Genomic DNA, 21,620 nt, shown 5'->3' on the forward strand with positions numbered 1-21,620 from the left:
ATGGGCGCATACGTGGAAGGGATCAACGCCACCGCGGCGGGCGAAGCGACCAACGCGATTGGCGACGGTGCGTCGGCGTACGGCAGCGGCGCGAACGCGGTGGCCGACAACGCCACGGCCGTCGGCTTCAATGCGCTTTCCGTCGGTGCCAACAGCGTGGCGTTCGGCGCCAGCGCCCAGGCGATCGGCGAATACTCGACCGCCGTGGGCGCGGAGAGCGAAGCCAGCGGCGAGCAGAGCACGGCGACGGGCGCTGCCGCGATTGCGTCCGGCGATGGCAGCGTGGCGAACGGCACGCTGAGCGAGGCCAGCGGCATCGAGTCGACGGCGGTCGGCTACTACAGCACCGCGAGCGCGGACGGGGCGACTGCCCTGGGCGCGGAGTCCGCCGCCAGCGGCGAGGATTCGACTGCGGTCGGTTTCGCATCGTCGGCGAGCGAGATCGGATCCAGCGCATTCGGCGACAGCGCTTCGGCCTCGGGTGCGTACAGCACGGCCACCGGTGCCGAGTCGGTGGCCTCGGACACCCAGGCGACGGCGAACGGCTTCCGCAGCGAAGCCTCGGGCACCGGCGCCACCGCGATGGGCAGCTACAGCGCGGCTAGCGGCTACCTGGGTTCGGCGATCGGCTACGGCGCCGACGCCGCCGGCGACTACGCTACCGCGGTGGGCGTGGCGGCGACCGCAAGCGGCACCAGCGGCACGGCCGTGGGCGAATACAGCCAGGCCACGGGCGAGGAGTCGACCGCGGTCGGCGGGACGTCGTTCTTCGGTTTGATTTCCGCCGAAGCATCAGGCGCCAATTCATCGGCGTTCGGCGCGGGTGCAGGCGCGACTGGCGATTACAGCACCGCGATCGGCAGCCTTTCGTGGGCAAGCGCGGGGGATTCCTCGGCAATCGGCTACGGCGCGTATGCGTCGGGCATCAACAGCGTGGCGCTGGGCGCAGGCTCGGAAGCCGACCGTGACAACAGCGTGTCGGTGGGCAGTGCCGGCAACGAGCGCCAGATCACCAACGTCGCGGCGGGCACCGAGGACACCGATGCGGTGAACAAGGCGCAGCTGGACGAAGTGGGCAAGACGGCGAGCAACACCGACCATTTCTTCCAGGCGAGCGACGATCCGGATAACCCGGGCGTGGGCGCATACGTTGACGGGATCAATGCCACCGCGGCAGGCGAGGCGGCCAATGCCCTCGCCGACGGTGCGTCGGCGTTCGGCAGCGGCGCCAATGCGATCGGGCAGAACTCGACGGCGGTGGGCTTCAACGCCCTGGCGACCGGCCAGAACAGCGCGGCCTTCGGGCAGAACGCACAGGCGACCGGCCCGGCCGCGGTGGCGGTGGGTGGCAACGCGGTGGACGAGAACGGCGATCCGCTGATCACCAGTGGCGGCGTGCCGGTGGACACCGGCGCGACCAGCGCGGGCGTGGGCGGCACGGCGCTGGGTGCGAGCGCGAACGCGGATGGTTTCGCAGCGACGGCAGCGGGCGTCGGCGCGTATGCGTCGGGCGCGCAGGCGTCGGCGTTCGGCGCGGTGGCCAATGCGACCGGCGACTACAGCACGGCGGTCGGCACGCAGAGCGCGGCGACCGGCACCAGCACCGTGGCGGTGGGCGATTCGGCAACCGCGAGCGGCCTGTACGGCGTGGGCGTTGGCGCCAACTCGCGCGCAACCGGAGAAGACAGTGTCGCCGTCGGCGGCACCTCATGGGCGACCGGTGCGCAAAGCACTGCGCTGGGCCAGTTCGCCTGGGCGACCAGCGAAGGCGCGACTGCGCTCGGGCAGGATACGTTCGCCTATGCGGAGGGCGCCACGGCGATCGGTGCCAGCGCCTGGGCCAACGGCGACAACAGCGTGGCGCTGGGCGCGGGTTCGCGCGCAAGTGACGACAACGTGGTGTCAGTGGGCAACGGCACCGGCAATGGCGGCTATCCGGCCACGCGCCGCATCACCAACGTCAGCGAAGGTATCGAAGACACCGATGCGGTGAACGTGTCGCAGCTGCAGGAAGTGGCGAAGACGGCAGACAACACCGATCACTTCTTCCAGGCCAGCGACGACCCGGACCAGGAGGGCGTGGGCGCATACGTGGACGGGATCAATGCCACCGCGGCAGGCGAGGCGGCCAATGCCCTCGCGGACGGCGCGTCGGCGTTCGGCAGCGGCGCCAACGCGCTGGCCGATGGCGCGACAGCGGTCGGTTTCAACGCCCTCGCGACGGGCCAGAACAGCGCGGCGTTCGGGCAGAACGCACAGGCGACCGGCCCGGCTGCGGTCGCGGTAGGCGGTAACGCGGTGGACGAGAACGGCGATCCGCTGATCACCAGTGGTGGGGTGCCGGTGGACACCGGCGCAACCAGCGCGGGCGTGGGTGGCACGGCGCTGGGTGCGAGCGCGAATGCGGAAGGCTTTGCGGCGACCGCGGCGGGCGTGGGTGCCTACGCTTCGGGCGCGCAGTCGTCGTCGTTCGGCGCGGTGGCCAACGCGATGGGTGACTACAGCACGGCGGTCGGCACGATGAGCCTGGCCGCAGGCACGAGCAGCACGGCGGTCGGTGAGTCGTCGCAGGCGACGGGCGAAGAGAGCACGGCCGTGGGCGGTGCGACGTTCTTCGGACTGATTCCGACCGAAGCCAGTGGGACCGGTTCGTCCGCGTTCGGCAACGGGGCTTGGGCAACCGGCGAATACGCCACGGCGATCGGCTGGAACAGCTGGTCGAGCGGCGAGAGCAGCACGTCGCTGGGCGAGAGCGCGTTCGCGACCGCGGATGGGGCGACTGCGCTGGGCGCGGGCGCGAATGCCGACGCCCTCAACAGCGTGGCGCTGGGTGCCGGTTCGGTGGCCGACCGCGATTCGTCGGTCTCGGTGGGCAGCGCGGGCAACGAGCGCCAGATCACCAACGTGGCGGCAGGCGCCGAGGACACCGATGCGGTGAACAAGGCGCAGCTCGATGAAGTCGCTGGAAGCGTGGGCGAGCTTGCCGACGGCGCCGTGCAGTACGACGACGACAGCAAGGGCACGATCACGCTGGGTGGCGAGGAAGGCACCACGATTGGCAACGTGGCCGCCGGCTCGGTCAGCGCCAGCAGCATGGACGCAGTCAATGGCAGTCAGATGTACGACGCGCTCGACAGCACCGCGGCGATGCTCGGTGGCGGGGCCGCGGTGACGGCGTTCGGAACGATCTCCGCGCCGACCTATGTCATCCAGGGCGGCAGCTACTTCAATGTCGGCGATGCGCTGGGCGCGCTCGACGGCGCGATCAGTGGCCTGGACAGCCGCGTGAGCCAGCTCGAGTCCTTCCCCGGCAATGGCAACAGCAGCGGCAATGGCAAGGACCAGCCGAACGGGAGTGGCAGCAAGAGCAGCGTCGTCACCGGTCCGACCGGCAATGATGGTGGCATCGGGGGCGGCAATGCCGGCACCGTGACCGCGGACACCAGCAACACCGTGGTCGGCCAGGATGCCTCGGCCACCGGCAGCAACAGCGTCGCGCTGGGCCAGGGTTCGGTGGCCGACCGGGACAACACCGTTTCGGTGGGCAGTGTCGGCAATGAGCGCCAGGTCACCAACGTCGCCGACGGCACCGCGGCCACCGATGCGGTGAACAAGGGCCAGCTCGACAGTGGCGTCGCCGAGGCCAAGACCTACACCGACACCACCGCGACCAAGACCCTGACGTCGGCCAATGCCTATACCGATGCCAAGTTCGCCGCGTGGGACGACACGTTCACCGCGTTCCAGGGCGAGATCGACCACCGCTTCCGCGATCAGGACCGCCGCATCGACCGCCAGGGCGCGATGGGTGCGGCCATGCTCAACATGGCCACGAGTGCCGCCGGCATCCGCACGCAGAACCGGGTCGGCGTCGGTGTCGGTTTCCAGAACGGCGAGAGCGCGCTTTCGGTCGGTTACCAGCGTGCGATCAGCGATCGCGCGGTTATCACGCTCGGTGGCGCGTTCAGCGGTGACGAGACCTCGGTTGGTCTCGGTGCCGGCTTCGGGTGGTAGCAGGGGGACCCGGGTGCCGCTTCTCCGGCGGCGTCACCCGGCATCGCATCACGTTCGACCAGCGGCAAAGGCGTGCAGCAGCACCAGTCACAACAACCAGATGAGGAAGTATTTCCAATGACGAAGATGAGTATTCGCACCAGCGTACTGGCCACGGTGATCGTGGGCCTGCTGTCCGGTTCCGCGATCGCGGCGGACAAGGCGCCCCGCCAGGCCGAGCCGCCGAAGGTCAACGCCGCCGTCATGGGCGACCAGCAGTCCTTCAGCCGTTTCATCGTGACGTATCGCGATGGCGCGACTGCCAGGAACAACCGCAGCGCGATCACGCGCAACATGGCGACCGCGCTGTCGCGCGCAGGCTTGTCGAGCCAGGCCAGGCCGGCCAACGCCAGCTACCTGCGCAAGCTCGCCATCGGTTCCGATCTGGTGAAGACCTCGCGCAAGCTCGATCGCGTCGAAGCCGAGGCATTCATGCGGCAGGTCGCGGCGGACCCCGCGGTCGTGCGTGTCGAAGTCGACCGCATGCGCCGTCCGGTGCGCGACGTGCGCGCCCCGGCCAAGGTGCAGCCGCAGGCGTTCACGCCGGATGACACCTACTACGGCAACTACCAGTGGCACCTGAAGGCGCCTGATGGCACCGCGACCGCCAACGGCGTCGCCAATCTCGGCGGCAGCAACGTCAACAACGCCTGGGACCTGGCCGATGGCAACGGCGTCGTGATCGCCGTGCTCGACACCGGCATCACCCAGCACCCGGACATCGACACCACGCTGGCGGATGCGGGCTACGACTTCATCACCGACTCCTTCGTCTCGGGCCGCGATACGGACGGCCGCGTCGCCGGCGGTTGGGACCTCGGCGACTGGACCACGGAAGAGCCGTGGCTGAGCGAGTGCACCAACGCGCTGAACCCGCCGGATGACAGCTCCTGGCACGGTACCCACGTGGCCGGTACCGCGGGCGCGGAACTGACCAACAACACCAGCGGCATGGCCGGTGTCGCCTACAACGCGAAGATCCTGCCCGTGCGCGTGCTCGGCCACTGCGGCGGCTACACCAGCGACATCACCGACGCCATCATCTGGGCATCGGGTGGCCATGTCGACGGCGTGCCGGACAACACCAACGTCGCGCAGGTCATCAACCTGAGCCTCGGCGGCACGGGTGCCTGCAGCCAAGCCGAAGCGGATGCGATCGCAGGCGCGAACTCGCGCGGCTCGACCGTCGTCATCGCGGCGGGCAACGACGGCGACGATGCCAGCGGCTATTCGCCGGGCAACTGCCCCGGCGTGGTTACGGTGGCGTCGAACGGCATCTATAGCAAGCGCGCGTTCTATTCCAACTACGGCGACAGCGTCGAGATCTCCGCGCCCGGCGGCGGCGTCTATGCGAACGACGGCAGCTCGGGCACGCCGATCAACGATGGCTTCGTCTGGCAGGCGGTCAACGATGGCCTCAAGGCGCCGGAAGCGGCCTATGCCTATCTCGGCATGGCGGGGACCTCGCAGGCCAGCCCGCACGTGGCAGGCGTGGTCGCCCTGATGCAGGGTGCGCGGGCCGATGCCGGCCTGCCCGCACTGACGCCCGACGAGGTGCTGTCGATCCTGCAGTCCACGGCCCACGCACCGAGCGTGCCGCCGACCCAGCCGATCGGCGCGGGCATCGTCGACGCCGCCGCCGCGGTGGCAGCGGCGATCGAGCCGCCGTGCACGGAGGATTGCGGCCCGGTGGCGATCGAGCTCACCAACAAGGTGCCGGTCCCGGGCCTGAGCGGAGCGGCCGGCAGCGAGAAGCTGTACAGCTTCACGGCGCAGGCCGGGGCGACGCTGAGCTTCATGACCTACGGTGGCAGCGGCAATGTCTCCGTGTACGTCAGCTTCGAGGCCGAGCCGAGCACAACGGATTACGACTCGAAATCCACGCGCAGTGGCAACAGCGAGACCGTGCGCTTCAACAAGAACCAGGCCCAGGCCGGCGTCTACTACGTCAAGCTGGTGGGGGCGGGTGCGTACAGCGGCGTGACCCTCGTCGCACGCCAGTAAGCGACCGGTTTTCCGGTCGGCACGACCCTGGACCCCGGCTCCGGCCGGGGTCTTTTTTGCGCGTGAACCGCGACTGGGGCACGGCGCCGCGGATGGCGGCCGGCACGTTTCCCAAGCTGTTAAAGTCGAGCCCCCATGCCGGAGTGGAACGTGAACGCGGCAGCCGACACCATTGCAAACCACCGCGGCCTCGACGCCGGGATGGACGAGCGCATCGTCGCCGCCCTGCTCGCGAAGGGCCGCCTGAAGGAATCCGACCTGGTGCGCGCCAGGCGCCTGCAGGAAGAGACCGGCAGCGACCTGTTGTCCTTGCTGGGTCGTCTGGGCCTGGTCTCCGAGCGCGACCACGCCGAAACCTGCGCCGAGGCCATGCAGCTGCCGTTGCTGGCCGGCAGGGAGGCGCCGGAAACGCCACCCGAGCTGATCTCCGACGCGCAGCCGCTGTCGCTGCGCTTCCTCAAACAATTCCACCTGTGTCCGCTGGGCGAGCACGACGGCCGGCTGCTGCTGTGGATGGCTGATCCCTACGACCGCTATGCCATCGATGCCGTCCGCCTGGCGACAGGGCGCGACCTCGCGCTGTGCGTCGGCCTGCGTTCGGAGATCGACGACCTGGTCGAACGCTGGCACGGTCAGGGCCGCAGCGCGATGGGCACCATCGTCGAGACTGCCGACGGCGAGACTTCGGGCGACATGGACGATGTCGAACACCTGCGCGACCTCGCCTCCGAGGCACCGGTCATCCGCCTGGTGAACCTGGTCATCCAGCGCGCAGTCGAGATGCGCGCATCCGACATCCACATCGAGCCGTTCGAGAACCGCCTGAAGGTGCGCTATCGCATCGACGGCGTGCTCGAGGAAGGCGAAAGCCCGCCGACCAACCTCACCGCCGCGGTGATCAGCCGCATCAAGATCATGGCGCGGCTCAACATCGCCGAGCGCCGGCTGCCGCAGGACGGCCGCATCATGCTGCGCGTGCAGGGCAAGGAACTCGACCTGCGCGTGAGCACGGTGCCGACCGCGCATGGCGAGAGCGTGGTGATGCGCCTGCTCGACCGCGAGACCGTGGTGTTCGATTTCCACCGGCTGGGATTCACCGACCACTTCCTGCCGCAGTTCGAGCACGTGCTGCAGCAGCCGCACGGCATCCTGCTGGTCACCGGCCCCACCGGTTCGGGCAAGACCACCACGCTGTACACCGCACTGAGCAAGCTCAACACCAGCGACGTCAAGATCATCACCGTCGAGGATCCGGTCGAATACCAGATCGAGGGCATCAACCAGATCCAGGCCAAGCCGCAGATCGGGCTGGACTTCGCCAACGCGCTGCGCTCGATCGTGCGCCAGGACCCGGACATCATCATGATCGGCGAAATGCGCGACCTGGAAACCGCGCGCATCGCGATCCAGTCCGCGCTCACCGGCCACCTGGTACTGAGCACGCTGCACACCAACAACGCCGCCGGCGGCATCACCCGCATGCTCGACATGGGCGTCGAGGATTACCTGCTGACCTCAACGATCAACGGCATCCTCGCCCAGCGCCTGGTGCGCCGCCTGGAGCCGACCCATGCCGAGCGCTACCCGGCCTCGCCGGAGGAAATCGACAAGTTCAGCCTGCGTCGCTACCAGCCGGAAGGCGAAATCTTCCTGTACCGCGCCGGCGGCTCGGCGATCGCGCCCACCGGTTATCTCGGTCGCACCACGATCATGGAATTCCTGGTGATGAACGACGAACTGCGCCGCGCGGTGATGCGCCACGCCGGCATGGGCGAACTCGAGCAGATCGCCCGCCAGGCCGGCATGCGCACGATGTACGAGGACGGCATCGCCAAGGCGCTGGCGGGCGAGACGACGATCGAGGAGGTGTTGCGGGTGACGGAGGATGCGTGATGCGTGCTCAATCGCGAGTGCGTTTTGGATCGTCATCCCCACGTAGGCGGGACGAGCGAAGCGAGCAATCCAGAGGATTTGCCTTTCCGTCGTCATTCCCGCGGAGGCGGGAATCCAGTGGCCTTGCCCTTCATGGAAGAAACGGCCTTTGGAAAAGCAGCCAGCGGTCTACATCCTCGCCAGTGATCGGGTTGGAACCCTCTACATTGGCGTCACCAGCGATCTGGCCACAAGATCTGGCAGCACCGCGAACATGTCGTGGAGGGTTTCACGAAGAAGCACGACATTACCAAGCTGGTCTGGTACGAACTCCACGGCGACATGCATTCGGCGATTACAGGAGAGAAGCGGATCAAGAAGTGGAACAGGGCATGGAAGATCCAGCTGATCGAAGAGGGTAATTTGTCATGGAGGGACTTGTGGCTGGAGATCGGCGGCTGACATGACAGCCAAGGTCACTCGATCCCCGCCTTCGCGGGGATGACGATCAAGAGCGATAACCTTCCCGACTCCCGACTCCCGACTCCCGACTCCCGACTCCCGACTCCTGCACTCCCGCACTCAAGAACAACCGATACCCCACACCCGACACTCCGATGCCCCTCTACCACTACAAAGCCCTCAACACCCGCGGCGAGACGCTCGATGGCCAGATGGAGGCCGCGAGCGATGCCGAGGTGGCGTTGCGGCTGCAGGAACAGGGGCACCTGCCGATCGAGGCCAGGCTGGCCAGCGAGGGCGGGGGCGAGCCGGCGTGGCGTGCGCTGTTCAAACCCAAGCCGTTTGCCGGCGAGCGGCTGGTGCAGTTCACCCAGCAGCTGGCGACGCTGCTCGGCGCGGGGCAGCCGCTGGACCGTGCGCTGACGATCCTGCTCGAACTGCCGGAAGACGAAGCCGCGCGGCGCACCGTGACCGACATCCGCGACGCGGTGCGCGGCGGCGCTTCGCTGTCGACGGCGCTGGAGCGCCAGCACGGCGCGTTCTCGCGCCTGTACATCAACATGGTACGCGCGGGCGAGGCGGGGGGCAGCCTGCACGACACGCTGCAACGGCTGGCCGACTACTACGAGCGCAGCAATGCGCTGCGCGGGCGCGTGGTCAATGCGCTGATCTATCCGGCGATCCTGCTGGTGATGGTGGGTGGGTCGCTGCTGTTCCTGCTCGGCTACGTGGTGCCGCAGTTCGCCGGCATGTACGAGAGCCTGGATGCGCAGATGCCATGGTTCACCAAGCTCGTGCTTGGCCTGGGCCTGTTCGTGCGCGACTGGTGGATCGTGGTGCTGGCGGTGCCTGCATTGTTGCTTTGGTGGCTCGACCGCAAGCGTCGCGATCCGGCCTTCCGCGCGCGCCTGGACGAATGGATCCTGGGCCGCAAGCTGGCCGGTTCGCTGGTCGCCAAGCTCGACACCGCGCGGTTGATGCGCACCCTGGGTACGCTGCTGAAGAACGGCGTGCCGCTGCTGACCGCGATCGGCATCGGCAGGAACGTGCTGCTCAATCGTTCCTTGGCCAGCGACATTGCGGCGGCCGCCGAGGACGTGAAGAACGGTGTCGGCCTGTCCGCCGCGCTGGCCAAGGGCAAGCGCTTCCCGCGGCTGGCGCTGCAGATGATCCAGGTGGGCGAGGAGTCGGGCGCGCTCGACACCATGCTGCTCAAGACCGCCGACACCTTCGAGCAGGAAACCGGGCAGGCGCTGGACCGCATGCTCGCCGCGCTGGTGCCGGTGATCACGCTTCTACTCGCGGGGATCGTGGGCGCGGTGATCCTGGCGGTGCTGATCCCGATCTACGACCTGACCAGTTCGATTTCCTAGTGGATGCGAGCGCTGCCCTGCACCGGGACGTGGGGCCGCAGACCTTCCATCCGATCATCCGAATGACTTGAGACGCACTTGAAAAGAGGACTTCCCATCATGCGCAACAACCGTTCCATTACCCGCTCCCCGCGCCCCTCCGCGCAGGCGGGCTTCAGCCTGATCGAGATCATCATCGTCACCGTGCTGATTGGCGGCATCGTGGCGTTCGCGGCCAGCCGGATCCTCGGCGGCGGCGACAAGGCACGCTACAAGCTGGCGCAGTCGACGGTGCAGACCATGGCCGAGAAAATCCAGTCCTACCAGATGGACACCGGCAGCCTGCCCGGTTCGCTGGAGGACCTGGTGCGGCAGCCCGGCAGTGCCAGCGGTTGGCTCGGCCCGTACGCGAAGGAAGGCGATCTGAAGGATCCGTGGGGCACACCGTATGTGTACCGCGTGCCGGGCGAGAACGGCGGCTTCGACCTGGTCAGCCTCGGCGCCGACCGCAAGGATGGCGGCACCAGCGTCGACGCCGATATCAAGTACGAGTGACGGGCAGGCGCTGTGCGAAGACGGAGCATTCACCGCCGCGAGACTGGTCTTCCGAACTCGCGCGACGTTGAAACCGCGATGACGCTTCCGTTTCGCGCTGAGGCATCGTCTGCGGGCCTGCCCGCCGGGGGCCGGCGATTCTTCTGCGCAAGCCGTGGCGACGACATCATTGCCGCCGCACCGGTGCGTTCAGCGCAGCGCGGCTTCACCCTGCTGGAGATGGTGGTGGTGATGGTCATCATCGCCGCCGCGGTGCTGCTCGGCGCGATGGCAACCACCGGCGGCACGCAGCGCATGCAGTTGCAGTCGAGCACCAAGCAGATCGCCGCCAACCTGCGCTACACCCGCGCGCAGGCGATCGCCACCGGCGTGCCGCAGCGCTTCACGATCGACCCGCGCGGGCACGCATGGCAGGCGCCGAACGGACGCCACGGCAAGATCCCCGCCGCGCTGGACGTCAACTTCACCGGCGCGCGCCAGGTGCAGCCGGAAGCGGGGGTGGGCGCGATCCTGTTCTTCGACGACGGCGCGTCCACCGGCGGCCGCGTGCAGTTGGCCAGCGGTCGCGCGGCGTGGAATGTCGACGTGGCCTGGCTGACCGGCGAAGTGACGCTGAAGCGCGCGGAGGCGGGGCAGTGACCGGTTCAAGGATGCCCCGCCCGGTGGCGACGGGGCGCAGTTCTTTCACCAGCCGGCAGCGCGGCTTCACCCTGCTCGAAGTCATCATCGCGTTCGCGGTGCTGGCGCTGGCGCTGACCCTGCTGCTGGGCACGCTGTCGGGTTCGGCGCGCGAGGTGCGCGCGTCCGCCGACGCCGGGCGCGCGGCGATGCATGCGCAATCGCTGCTCGACCAGGTCGGCGTCGGCGAAGCGCTGCGACCGGGCAGCCGCGATGGCGAGTTCGAGGACGGCCGCTATCGCTGGAACCTGAGCATCGATCGCTATGTCGATCCCGCGCGGCGCGCGCGCGACACCATCGAACCGGGCGCGCCGCAGCTGATGCTGCTGGCGTTGCACGTGGAGTGGGGCGAGGGCGGCCCGCGCGAGCGCCTGGACCTGCAGTCGCTGCGGCTGGCGCAGCCGGAGGCGCTGTGAAGACGGCGGGCAGGAGCCGGATGCGGCAGGCCTTGCAGGGGCCATCCTCGCGGGGGGGCGCGCGATCCCATGTCGGAATCCGGCAACAAGCTGAAAAGCCCCGGCGATTCATTGATGCAAGCCGTTCCGACGGCATCGTTGGCGCCGTGCCGGCAAGTTTTCGGGTGCGGGGCTTCACCCTGATCGAGGTGCTGCTGGCCACCGCGCTGCTCGCCGCCGGCCTCGCGCTCGCCTTCGCCACCGTGCGTGCGGCCACCGCCACCGCGCAGCGCGGCGAGCAACTGTCGCAGCGCAGCGAACGCATGCGCGCGGTCGAGGGATTCCTGCGCCGGCGCATCGCCTCGGCGCTGCCGATCGGGTTCGAGACCCTGCCGGATACCGGCGAGCAGATCCGCTTCACCGGCGAATCCACGCGCATGCGCTTCGTCGCCGACCTGCCCGACTACCTCGGCCGCGGCGGCCCGCACCTGCACGACGTGGAATTGTTCGACGATGGCGATGCCAGCCGGCTGGCGGTGTCGTTCACCATGGTCGCCGGCGCGCGGACGTTGCCCGAACGAACGCCGCGGCCGCCGGAGACGCTGGCCTCCGACCTGTCCGAGGTGCGCTTCCGCTATCGCGGGCTCGACCCGGAGAACGCGCTGGGCGAATGGCAGGACGAGTGGGCGTCGCCCGGCCAGCTGCCGCTGCAGGTGTCGATCGACATCGTCGATGCCGATGGCCGCAAGTGGCCGTCGCTGGTGGTGGCGCTGCCGCAGGCCGGCGCCGGCAGCGGGGGGTTGTTCCAGTGAGGCGCGAACGCGGCGTCGCGTTGCTGCTGGTGATGTGGCTGACCATGCTGCTGGCCGGGGTGGTGGGTGCGTTCGCGTTGACTGCGCAGATGGAGAAGCTGCAGGGCCGCACGCTCAGCCGCGGCGTGGTCGCCGACCAGGCCGCGCGCGCCGGCGTCGAGTACGCACTGACCCGGCTCACCGAATCCGATCCGAAGCTGCGCTGGCAACCGGACGGCCGCGGCTACGACTGGGCCTTCGGCGGCGCGCGCGTGCGCATCGAGATCGTCGACGAATCCGGCAAGGTCGACCTGAACGCCGCCGACGTCGACCTGCTGGCGCGGCTGTTCACCGTGGTCGGCGTCGACCAGGCCAATGCGGGTTCGATCGCCGCCGCGATCGCCGACTGGCGCGATGGCGACGACCTCACCCAGCCCCAGGGCGGCGCCGAGGACCCGGCCTACGCCAGCGCCGGCCTGCCGTGGGGCGCCAAGGACGCGCCGTTCGAGACCGTGGCCGAAGTCGAGCAGGTGCTGGGCATGACGCCGGCGATCTACGCCAAGGTGGCGCCGTTGCTGACCGTCTACAGCGGCCAGGGCCGCCCGGATCCGCAGTTCGCCGCGGCCGAGGTGCTGCAGGCGCTGGGCGAGGACCCGGAACCGATCCTCGCCCGGCGCAACGCCCGCACGCCGTCGCCGGAGGACGCGTTCTTGGGTGGTGGCAGCGGCACGTATAGTATCGACAGCCGCGCGCGGCTCCCGAACGGCCGTCAGGCAATCTTGAGGGTCGTCGTGCGCGCGGGGGTCGGAACCGTACCCGGTTCGGCCTACACCGCATTGCGATGGGAACAGGGAGCCACGGCACCACGATGACGGCGGCAGTCGACAACCAGTCTGCGACTCCTTCGCTCCGGCAGCGCCTCGGGCGCGCGGGCGGCCGCCTGCGCCCGGGCATCGGCGGATTCTGGGCCTGGTGGACCCAGGCACTGGCCAGCTGGCTGCCGCCGCGCCTGCGGACCCTACTCGGGCTCGCCCACGAGCGCGTGCTGCTGCAGCTCGCCGGCAGCGAGCTGCGGCTGGCGCTGGAGCGCGGCGACGGCGTGCAGGAGATCGCGCTGCTGCCATGGAGCGCACAGGAAGCCGGGCAGGGCGACGAACTGCTGGCGTCGCTGCTGGCGCCGCGCGTGGCCGACATGCCGCGCTGGCTGCTGCTGCCCGCCGGTGCCGGGCTGCGCCGCCGGCTCGCGTTTCCCGCGGCCGCGGCCGAACGACTGCGTGACGTGGTCGCGTTCGAGATCGACCGCCAGACGCCGTTCGCCGTTGCCGACGTGCACTTTGATGCGCGCGTGGTCGCGCGCAACGGCGACCAGATCGAGGCCGAACTCGTCGCGGTGCCGCGGGCCACGCTCGATGCCGCGCTGGCATCGCTCGGGACGCTGGGCGGCACCGTGGCCGGCGTCGACATGGCGGGCGACGACGGCGCGCCGCTGGGCATCAACCTGCTCGCCGATGCCCGGCGCCATCGCCGCGCGGACCCGTGGCGCGCGTGGAACTGGGCGTTCGCCGCGCTGGCGGTGGTCGCCATCGCGCTGGCGATGTGGCAACTGCTCGCCAATCGCCGCGCCGCCGCCGACGCCTTCGCCGAAAAAGCCGACGCGCGCGCCCGGCAGGCGCGCCAGGTGGCCACCGAGAAGCGCCAGCTGGTCGACCTGGTCGAAGGCATGGCATTCCTGCAGCGCACCCGCGCGGCGCGGCCGACGACGGTGGAGGTGCTCGACGAACTCGGCCGGCGCCTACCCGACTCGACCTATCTCGAAAAACTCTCGATCGAGGGCGACCAGATCCTGCTGATCGGCCAGAGCAGCGAGGCCTCGGCCCTGGTCGGCCAGCTCGAGGGCTCGAAGCTGTGGCGCTCGCCGGCGCTGACCGGCGCGCTGCAGCCCGACCCGCGCACGCACCGCGACCGCTTCACGATGACTGCCCAGCTCGCCGTCGATGCGGCGCCCGCCAACGACAACGGAGGGAAGGCCGATGCGCGCAGCCAGCCCTGACCGCGACCGCTGGCTGGCGCTGGGCATCCTCGCCTTGCTGCTGGGCCTGGCCTACCTGGTGCTGGTGCACCCGTGGTGGACCGCGCCGATGCTGGAAGTCGATGGCCGCATCGGCGACCTCCAGCAGCGCGACCTGCGCGCACGGATGGAACTGCGCCAGGCGCCGGAAGTCGGCAAGCGCCTGCAGGCATTGCGCGCGCAGGCGGCAAGCGTGCCCGGCTTCATGCCCCAGCGCAGTCCCGAACTGGCGACCTCGGCTCTGGTGCAACGGCTGGAAACCGCGGTGCTCGAAGCCAGCCCCGGCAACCGCAGCTGCGCGATCATCAACCGTTCGCCGCTGACCGAAGCGCGCCAGCAGCGCTTCCCGCGCGTCGCGGTGCAGGTGCGGCTGCGCTGCGGCAATCCCGAGCTGGCCGCGGTGCTGCATTCGCTCGAGGGCGGTTCACCGCGCCTGTTCGTCGACAATCTCAACGTGCTGACCCTGGGCAGTTTCCGTTCGCGTGGCGACGGGGATGCGCAGGGCAGCGGCGGGCTCGACGTCAGCTTCGACCTGTACGGCTACTTGCAGCCGCCGCCGGGAGCGCCCGCCGATGCGCGCTGACACCGCCGGCGCGAAAACCTGGCTGCTCGGCGCGGTGGCGGCCTGGGCGCTGTGCGCCTGGCTGCTGGCGCTGCTGGGCATGGGTGGCAGCGTGACGTCGCTGCCCGAGGATCCGGCCTTGCTGCAGCCGCTGCCGCAGGCCGCCAAGCCGCTGCCCGAACGCCTCGGCCCGCTGCCGCAGTACGCCGAGATCGGGCGCCGGCCGCTGTTCTCCGAGAACCGCCGGCCGCAGCCGTTCGTGATCAATCCCGGCGGCGAGGACGACGGCAAGCGCGGCTTCGACTACGTGCTCACCAGCGTGCTGATCGCGCCCGATTTCCGCATGGCCATCCTGCAGCCCAGCGAGGGTGGAGATTCGGTGCGGGTCCGGGTGGGCACGGCGCCGGAATCCGCGCCCGGTTGGCGCCTGGTCACGCTCGAACCGCGCAAGGCCGTGTTCGAAGGCCCCGAGGGCGAACGCAAGCTCGACCTGCGGGTCTTCAACGGCGAGGGCGGCGCGCCGCCGACGCCGGTATCGACACCGGCATCGGCGACCGATGCCGATGCGCCGGCGCCCACGGTCGTCGTGCCGCCGACGCCGGATGACATGGGAACCGCGCCCCCCCAGCCTGCTCCGGGCGCGAACAACACGGCCGGCACCGGCGCGCAGCGGCCCGGAACGCCCGGCACCAGGGGCGAACAGCCGGACAACCGGGCTTCGGCCGAGCAGATCGAAGCCATCCGCAAGCGCATCGAAGCCCGGCGCGCCAAGCTGCGGCAGGACGAGATGAAATCGTCCCCGCCCGGCAACAAACCGTAGAGTGCACGCATGAATCAACGCTCCCTGATCAAGGCGTTCGCCGCCGCCCTCGCCGCCACGTTGGTGGCGGCGTGCTCCACGATGCCTGCCCCGCAGGTGAGTCGCGAGGGCGCGCGCACCGAGGTCCCCAACGCAGGCCAGGCTGGCACCGCTGGCTCCGGGCCGGTGACCGCACAGACACTGCCTGACGCCGAGGCCGGCCTGCCGCAGGCGCAGATCCGCCGCGGTACCGGGCAGACGATCAACAGCGCCGTCGCCGCCTCGGCGCCGCCCAACCTCGTCGGCACCACCGGCGAAACCACGTTCAATTTCGAAGGCGAGTCGCTGCAGGCTGTGGTCAAGGCGATCCTCGGCGACATGCTCGGCCAGAACTACGTCATCGCGCCGGGCGTGCAGGGCACCGTGACGCTGGCGACGCCCAAGTCGGTGAGTCCCGCGCAGGCGCTGAGTCTGCTGGAAATGGTGCTGGGCTGGAACAACGCCCGCATGATCTACAGCGACGGCCGCTACAACATCGTCCCGGCCGACACCGCGATGGCCACCGGCGCGGTGGCGCCGCGCACCGGGTCGCCGGTCAACGCGCGTGGCTTCGAATCGCGGGTCGTGCAGCTCAACTACATCTCCGCCACCGAGATGGAGAAGATCCTCAAGCCGTACGCGCGCCCGAATTCCATCGTCAACGTCGATTCCGGCCGCAACGTCATCACCATCGCCGGCAGCCGTACCGAGCTGGAAAACTACCTGCGCACCATCCGGATCTTCGACGTCGACTGGATGTCGAGCATGTCGGTGGGCGTGTTCCCGCTGCAGAACGGCAAGGCCAGCAAGGTGGTGCAGGACCTGGAGAAGGTGTTCGGCGAGCAGAGCAAGACGCCGGTGGCCGGCATGTTCCGCTTCATGCCGCTGGAGGGCGCCAACGCGGTCCTGGTGATCACGCCGCAGCCGTCGTATCTCGACCAGATCCAGCAGTGGCTCGAACGCATCGACGGCGCCGGCGCCGGCGTGCAGCTGTTCTCGTACGAGCTCAAGTACATCAAGGCCAAGGACCTGGCCGACCGGCTGGCCGAGGTGTTCGGCGGCAGCAGCGGTGGCGGCGGCCGCGCGAACGGCGGCGACGGCAACATGTCGCTGGTGCCGGGCGCGGACCCGTTCTCGATCAGCGGCAGCGGCAGCAAGGGCGACGACGGCTACAGCGACACCGGCGGCGGGCTCGGCAGCGGCATGGACGGCGGGACCGGCAGCGGCGGCGGGATCGGCGATGGCTCGTTGCGACTGAATCCGCGCGAGAACGGCAACGCCAGCGTCACCCTTGAAGTCGAGGGCGACCGCGTCGGCGTGTCGGCCGTCGACGAGACCAATACCCTGCTGGTGCGCACCACCTCGCGCGCGTGGAAGTCGATTCGCGATGTCGTCGAGCGGCTGGATGTGATGCCGATGCAGGTGCACATCGAGGCGCAGATCGCCGAAGTCACCCTCACCGGCGACCTGAAGTACGGCGTCAACTGGTACTTCGAGCGCGCCGTCACCGATGCCGGCCTGCCCAGTGCGGTGGGCCGAACCACCTGGAGCACATTGGCCGGCAGCGTGCTTCCGGGTGCGAGCGATGGCAGCGGCGGCCTGGCCTGGACATTCCTAGGCCGCAATGCGGCGGCGGTCATCAGTGCGCTCGACCAGGTGACCGACGTGCAGGTCCTGCAGTCGCCTTCGGTGCTGGTGCGCAACAACGCCGAGGCGACGTTCAACGTCGGCAGCCGCATTCCGATTTCGTCGGTCTCGTTCGACCCGGGCACCGGCGGTACCGGCACCTACAACAACGTGCAGTACATCGAGACCGGCACCATCCTCAACGTGCGCCCGCGCGTGACCAAGGACGGCATGGTATTCCTCGACATCGTGCAGGAAGTCAGCACGCCCGGACCCGAAGCCACCGCCGACGAGAACGGCAACGTCCGCATCGACACGCGCAAGCTCAAGACCGAAGCGGCGGTCAGCAGCGGCGACACGGTGATGCTGGCCGGTCTGATCAAGGATGAGGTAGGGCGCGGTTCGACCGGCTTCCCGGGCCTGAGCCGGATCCCGATCATCGGCGGCCTGTTCGGCCAGCAGAAATCCAGTACCGGCCGCAGCGAGGTGATCATCCTGCTGACGCCAGTGATCATCCGCAATCCGCAGGAAGCGCGCGACCTGACCGACGAGTACAGCCGTCGCTTCCGCGCCATGGAACCGTTGAACCCGAAACGGAAGAAGTGATGCAAGCGCGGGGCGCCGCATGACGGAATTGCCGGTCGTCCTGCTGCCGGTCGGCGTCGACGACGACGCGCTCGACGCCTGCCTGGCCGCGCTCGACGCCGGCACGCCCGCCGGCACGCGGGTGTGGCTGGCCGACGATGCGCAATCCGGACCGCGCGGCTACGCAATCATCGAGCGCTGGATCGCGCGCACCCCGCTGCGCGCCGACTACACCCGACGCCCGCGTGCGATCGGGCAGGTCGCGCACCTGGACGAAATGCTCAAGGCCTGCGGCGACGCCGACGTGATCGTGCTGGCGCCGGACGCGATCCCGGCGCCGGGTTGGGCGGCGCAGCTGTCCGCCTGCTTCGCCCGCGACGCCTCCATCGCCACTGCCACCCCCTGGTGCAACGCCGGCGAGGCCGCCGCCTGGCCGCGCTGCGGTGAAGTCGCGATGATTCCGGCCGACCTGGAGCGCGTGGCCCAGGCCGCGGCGTCGATGCCGCCGCGACACCCGGAACTCCCGGCCGCGGTCGACCATGCGGTGATGCTGCGCGGCAGCGCCCGTCGCAAGGCCGGCGGCCTTGACGCCGCCAGCTACGCGTCGTGGTACGCGGCACTGATCGACCTGTCGCTGCGGCTCTCCGGACTGGGCTGGCGCAACGCGCTGTGCGAAACCGCATTCGTCGCCCGCCTTGGTGAGGGCGGCCCCGCCGACGGCGACCTCGACGCGCTGGCCGCGCGCTGGCCGGCGTGGCACGCGCGGCTGGCGAATTTCCTGATGCAAGATCCGCTCGCCGAGACGCGTGAAGCGCTGTCGCGGCTCGAGCGAGACGTCGGGGCGCCGCAGGCGCAGCGTGACCTGTTTCAGGCGCATGGCTTGGAGGCGGCGGCCACGGACGAAGAAGACGCCCCGCCACACGCAATCGGAGCGGATTCAGCGGCGGCGGTCCCGACCGGAAGCCCGGCGGGGCAGGACTCGGCCGGCGCGGACATCGCGTCGCTTGCGGGCGAAGGCCAGGTGGAGACGCGTTCGTGACCACGGCATCGGCAGGCGACGGCATTGTCGCGATCGTCGTGACCCATCAGAGCGCCGAAACGATCGACGATTGCCTGTCGCGGCTGCGCGCCGCGGCCGGCGTGTCGCAGGTCCGCGTGGTTGACAACGATTCGCGCGACGACACGCTGGCGATCGTCCAGCGCCACGCCGCGGCCGATTCGCGCGTGCGTTTCATCGGCAACCCCGACAACCCGGGGTTTGCGGTCGCGTGCAACCAGGGCGCGCGCGACAGCGATGCGCCGTGGCTGGCCTTCGTCAATCCCGACTGCCTGGTGGAGCCGGACACGCTGGCACGGCTGCTCGCGCATGCCCGGGCATGCGATGGGCAGGTGCTGCTCGGCGCCGACCTGGTCGATCCGTCAGGCGTGCGCGACGGCGCCGCGCGGCGCAACGACCCCGACTTCGGCGCGATGCTGCGCGGGCCGCTGCGCACTGGCGCCGGCCGGCCGCTGGACGTGCCGGTGGACGAGGTGCGCGTGTTGCAGGAGGTCGACGCGATTTCAGGCGCGCTGATGCTGCTGCCGCGCGCGCTGTTCGTGCGGATCAATGGCTTCGATGAAGGCTACCGCCTGCACGTCGAGGACCTCGACCTGTGCCGGCGCGCGCGGATCGCGGGCGCGACCGTCGCCGTGGCCAACGACGTGCGCGTGGTGCACGTGCGCGGCGTGTCCAGCCGTTCGCGACCCGGTTTTTCGGAGTGGCACAAGCATCGCGGCCTGTGGCGCTATTTCCGAAAGTTCGAGGCGCCGCGCAGGAACATCATCGTTCGTGCCGGCGCCTGGCTGGCGATCTGGCTGCATTGGGCCTTGCGACTCCCGGCCATCGTGTTTGCGCAACGTCCCCGGCATGCGGACTGATCCAGTGGCCGCTCCTGCAGGGGCTTCTGCGCAAGGGGCATGCCATTGATGCTCCAGGCATGGCGCCCTGGGCGAGCGAGCCGGTTTGAATCTGGTCCCGAATCGCTCGCGGTGGCTTGCCTCGGGCGTCAGCCCGACCAGATGCACGGCAACATCTTGCCGAGCAATCCACCCTTGTTCCAGAAGCCGGAATTGCGCAACGGCACGGTTATGGTCTGGCCGTCACGTTTGACCTCAACCAGTCGCTCCAACAGGTCGTTCCTGCCAACCGTGTAGTCCTGGCGGTCGAAATAGGCGGTGGTGCCACCCATGGAGTTGTAGCCGCTGCCGGCATAGACGTCCCGCGACTTGGCCTGGTTGAAGGACATCAGCGCCATCAGGTAATAGCGCCCGGGCTTCATGTTCGGAAACTGGAAATGGCCTCTTTCATCCGTGCTGGTTTCGACCCGTACCTCGAAGGCCTCCTTGAGCAGGCCGGCGACGGGCTTGTTTCGCGACGTCTTGCGCAACTGCAGCCATTCGTCGAGATAGGAAGTGACCGGAAGCAGGTAGACGTGCTTGTTGGCCATCGGGAACTTGTAGTTGTCGTGGTAGGAGCACGCAATTCCGCGAATGGTGGAATTGCCGCGCTCAATCGCCTGCAGGGCGGCAGTTCGATCGAAGGGCGTGGCGGGGGTGGCCGGCTCCGGAGCCGTCGGACGCTGCACTGGCTCGACCCTGACCTGGCCGAAGGTGGCGTGGGGGAACAGGCCGCCGATGGACAAACACACAGCGACAGCCGAAACCGCAGCAAGATTCTTGCGCATGATCTTCATCCTTGAATTGAGAAAGTCCGTGTTACTGACCGGGTTCCAACCCGGTCGACCGCATCCTATCGTGCCACTCTGATGCGTGCAATACGAAGCCAGGATCACCGGTGCCGGTTGATCTCGTCGCGCAGCGACTTCGCGGCTGACATCGCGGCCTCGGCGTAATCGTCGCCACTGGACGCGTATAGGATCGCCCGCGAGGAGCTGACCAGCAGGCCGGCGCCATCGGCGGCGAGGCCGTTGTTCACCACGGCCGCGACGTCACCGCCCTGCGCGCCGACGCCGGGGATCAGCAGCGGCATGTCGCCGACGATCGCGCGTACTTCGCGCAACTGCTCTGGCCAGGTCGCGCCGACGACCAACGCGCAGTTGCCATGGCCGTTCCAGTCGCGGGCGATGCGTTCGGCGACGTGCTGGTAGAGCGGGCGGCCGTCGACCAGCAGGTCCTGGAAATCGCCTGCGCCGGGATTGGAGGTGTGGCACAGGATCACCACGCCCTTGTCGGCGCGGTCGAGGAAGGGCTGCACCGAGTCGCGGCCCAGGTACGGGTTGGCGGTGACCGCGTCGGCGCGATAGCGGTCGAACGCCTCGGCCGCGTAGTGCTGCGCGGTGCTGCCGATGTCGCCGCGCTTGGCGTCGAGGATCACCGGGACGCCGGGGTGTGCGGCATGGATGTGTGCGACGAGCCGTGCGAGCGCGTCTTCCGCGCCGCGCGCGGCGAAGTGCGCGATCTGCGGCTTGAACGCGCAGGCGAACTCCGCGGTGGCGTCGACGATGTCGCGGCAGAAGGCGAATACCGCGTCGGGGTTGTCGGCGAACTTCGCCGGGAACTTTGCCGGCTCGGGATCAAGACCGACGCAGACGAGGGAGTTGGCGGTGGACCAGCGCTGGCTAAGGGCTTGCATGAAGCTCATCGTCACTCCTCGTCGATCAGTTGGCCTTTCCGCAGCCGACGATATTTCCGCTGGAACATCGCCATTCCCACGCAGGCACGGGTTTTCAACAGACAACTGTCTGCTCATCCAGGGGTGTTGGCTTCCTTGTCCGAATGTA

At 69.2% G+C, this 21,620-nt stretch carries 17 protein-coding genes and 1 pseudogene; 16 read left to right on the plus strand and 2 right to left on the minus strand.

The genetic code is table 11. From position 1 onward, the window contains the following. From ACTJIL_RS00005 to ACTJIL_RS00080, 16 genes and pseudogenes are all read left to right on the plus strand, one after another. The coding region (locus tag ACTJIL_RS00005; protein ID WP_440753584.1) for a YadA family autotransporter adhesin at nucleotides 1–4,014 on the plus strand (4,014 nt) is incomplete at its 5' end. A gap of 126 nt (nucleotides 4,015–4,140) precedes the next feature. Next, nucleotides 4,141–6,057 carry a S8 family peptidase gene (locus ACTJIL_RS00010; RefSeq protein WP_440753585.1) on the plus strand — a complete coding sequence of 639 codons (1,917 nt, stop codon included), beginning with the start codon at nucleotides 4,141–4,143 and terminating at the stop codon, nucleotides 6,055–6,057. 201 nt (nucleotides 6,058–6,258) lie between these two features. Continuing rightward, entirely contained in the window at nucleotides 6,259–7,950 is a 1,692-nt protein-coding gene (gene gspE / locus ACTJIL_RS00015) for a type II secretion system ATPase GspE (protein WP_440755794.1), read from the plus strand. A 258-nt stretch (nucleotides 7,951–8,208) separates the two neighbouring features. Then, nucleotides 8,209–8,391 carry a hypothetical protein gene (locus ACTJIL_RS00020; RefSeq protein WP_440753586.1) on the plus strand — a complete coding sequence of 61 codons (183 nt, stop codon included), beginning with the start codon at nucleotides 8,209–8,211 and terminating at the stop codon, nucleotides 8,389–8,391. A gap of 155 nt (nucleotides 8,392–8,546) precedes the next feature. Then, entirely contained in the window at nucleotides 8,547–9,764 is a 1,218-nt protein-coding gene (gene xpsF, locus ACTJIL_RS00025) for a type II secretion system protein XpsF (protein ID WP_440753587.1), read from the plus strand. A gap of 99 nt (nucleotides 9,765–9,863) precedes the next feature. Continuing rightward, nucleotides 9,864–10,298: a type II secretion system major pseudopilin GspG gene (gspG, locus tag ACTJIL_RS00030; RefSeq protein ID WP_440753588.1), complete on the plus strand. Its 435-nt coding sequence runs from the start codon at nucleotides 9,864–9,866 to the stop codon at nucleotides 10,296–10,298. Nucleotides 10,299–10,517: 219 nt separating this feature from the next. Further along, on the plus strand, nucleotides 10,518–10,937 hold the full coding sequence (xpsH, locus tag ACTJIL_RS00035; RefSeq protein ID WP_440755795.1) for a type II secretion system protein XpsH: 420 nt from the start codon (nucleotides 10,518–10,520) through the stop codon (nucleotides 10,935–10,937). Between the two features lie 11 nt (nucleotides 10,938–10,948). Further along, nucleotides 10,949–11,392 (plus strand): type II secretion system protein XpsI, encoded by a 444-nt coding sequence (xpsI, locus tag ACTJIL_RS00040; protein ID WP_440755796.1) that lies wholly within the window; start codon nucleotides 10,949–10,951, stop codon nucleotides 11,390–11,392. Nucleotides 11,393–11,538: 146 nt separating this feature from the next. Further along, a complete protein-coding gene (locus ACTJIL_RS00045; RefSeq protein ID WP_440753589.1) occupies nucleotides 11,539–12,183 on the plus strand; it encodes a prepilin-type N-terminal cleavage/methylation domain-containing protein in 645 nt (214 codons plus the stop codon). Beyond that, nucleotides 12,180–13,034: a general secretion pathway protein GspK gene (locus ACTJIL_RS00050; protein WP_440753590.1), complete on the plus strand. Its 855-nt coding sequence runs from the start codon at nucleotides 12,180–12,182 to the stop codon at nucleotides 13,032–13,034. The genes ACTJIL_RS00045 and ACTJIL_RS00050 overlap by 4 nt, the downstream gene beginning before the upstream one ends. Further along, on the plus strand, nucleotides 13,031–14,212 hold the full coding sequence (locus tag ACTJIL_RS00055; protein WP_440753591.1) for a PilN domain-containing protein: 1,182 nt from the start codon (nucleotides 13,031–13,033) through the stop codon (nucleotides 14,210–14,212). The genes ACTJIL_RS00050 and ACTJIL_RS00055 overlap by 4 nt, the downstream gene beginning before the upstream one ends. Continuing rightward, the gene (gene gspM, locus ACTJIL_RS00060) at nucleotides 14,193–14,813 is read left to right on the plus strand and encodes a type II secretion system protein GspM (RefSeq protein WP_440753592.1); all 621 of its coding nucleotides are present in this window, start codon (nucleotides 14,193–14,195) and stop codon (nucleotides 14,811–14,813) included. The genes ACTJIL_RS00055 and gspM overlap by 20 nt, the downstream gene beginning before the upstream one ends. Next, nucleotides 14,803–15,612, plus strand: coding sequence for a type II secretion system protein XpsN (locus ACTJIL_RS00065; RefSeq protein ID WP_440753593.1), 810 nt, complete (start codon nucleotides 14,803–14,805; stop codon nucleotides 15,610–15,612). The genes gspM and ACTJIL_RS00065 overlap by 11 nt, the downstream gene beginning before the upstream one ends. Before the next feature lie 9 nt (nucleotides 15,613–15,621). Beyond that, entirely contained in the window at nucleotides 15,622–17,862 is a 2,241-nt protein-coding gene (gene gspD / locus ACTJIL_RS00070; protein ID WP_440753594.1) for a type II secretion system secretin GspD, read from the plus strand. 19 nt (nucleotides 17,863–17,881) lie between these two features. Next, nucleotides 17,882–18,715, plus strand: a pseudogene (locus tag ACTJIL_RS00075) (glycosyltransferase family 2 protein); the annotation flags it as partial. A gap of 161 nt (nucleotides 18,716–18,876) precedes the next feature. After that, the gene (locus ACTJIL_RS00080) at nucleotides 18,877–19,758 is read left to right on the plus strand and encodes a glycosyltransferase family 2 protein (RefSeq protein ID WP_440753595.1); all 882 of its coding nucleotides are present in this window, start codon (nucleotides 18,877–18,879) and stop codon (nucleotides 19,756–19,758) included. A 128-nt stretch (nucleotides 19,759–19,886) separates the two neighbouring features. Here ACTJIL_RS00080 and ACTJIL_RS00085 read toward each other — a convergent pair whose 3' ends face one another. Together ACTJIL_RS00085 and pyrF are read right to left on the minus strand one after the other, a co-directional pair. Continuing rightward, nucleotides 19,887–20,564: a carboxypeptidase-like regulatory domain-containing protein gene (locus tag ACTJIL_RS00085; protein ID WP_440753596.1), complete on the minus strand. Its 678-nt coding sequence runs from the start codon at nucleotides 20,562–20,564 to the stop codon at nucleotides 19,887–19,889. Between the two features lie 104 nt (nucleotides 20,565–20,668). Beyond that, nucleotides 20,669–21,481 (minus strand): orotidine-5'-phosphate decarboxylase, encoded by an 813-nt coding sequence (gene pyrF, locus ACTJIL_RS00090; RefSeq protein WP_440753597.1) that lies wholly within the window; start codon nucleotides 21,479–21,481, stop codon nucleotides 20,669–20,671. Between the last annotated feature and the right edge of the window lie 139 nt (nucleotides 21,482–21,620).

Source organism: Luteimonas sp. 22616, assembly GCF_052044325.1.
In the GTDB taxonomy this organism is placed as follows: Bacteria; Pseudomonadota; Gammaproteobacteria; order Xanthomonadales; family Xanthomonadaceae; genus Luteimonas.

Coding starts and splice junctions, on each gene's coding strand:
- xpsF (WP_440753587.1), top strand. CDS start 8,547: ATGCCCCTCTACCACTACAAAGCCCTCAACACCCGCGGCGAGACGCTC.
- ACTJIL_RS00085 (WP_440753596.1), bottom strand. CDS start 20,564: ATGCGCAAGAATCTTGCTGCGGTTTCGGCTGTCGCTGTGTGTTTGTCC.
- xpsH (WP_440755795.1), top strand. CDS start 10,518: ATGGTGGTGGTGATGGTCATCATCGCCGCCGCGGTGCTGCTCGGCGCG.
- pyrF (WP_440753597.1), bottom strand. CDS start 21,481: ATGAGCTTCATGCAAGCCCTTAGCCAGCGCTGGTCCACCGCCAACTCC.
- gspE (WP_440755794.1), top strand. CDS start 6,259: ATGGACGAGCGCATCGTCGCCGCCCTGCTCGCGAAGGGCCGCCTGAAG.
- xpsI (WP_440755796.1), top strand. CDS start 10,949: ATGCCCCGCCCGGTGGCGACGGGGCGCAGTTCTTTCACCAGCCGGCAG.
- ACTJIL_RS00055 (WP_440753591.1), top strand. CDS start 13,031: ATGACGGCGGCAGTCGACAACCAGTCTGCGACTCCTTCGCTCCGGCAG.
- gspD (WP_440753594.1), top strand. CDS start 15,622: ATGAATCAACGCTCCCTGATCAAGGCGTTCGCCGCCGCCCTCGCCGCC.
- ACTJIL_RS00065 (WP_440753593.1), top strand. CDS start 14,803: ATGCGCGCTGACACCGCCGGCGCGAAAACCTGGCTGCTCGGCGCGGTG.
- ACTJIL_RS00010 (WP_440753585.1), top strand. CDS start 4,141: ATGAGTATTCGCACCAGCGTACTGGCCACGGTGATCGTGGGCCTGCTG.
- gspM (WP_440753592.1), top strand. CDS start 14,193: ATGCGCGCAGCCAGCCCTGACCGCGACCGCTGGCTGGCGCTGGGCATC.
- gspG (WP_440753588.1), top strand. CDS start 9,864: ATGCGCAACAACCGTTCCATTACCCGCTCCCCGCGCCCCTCCGCGCAG.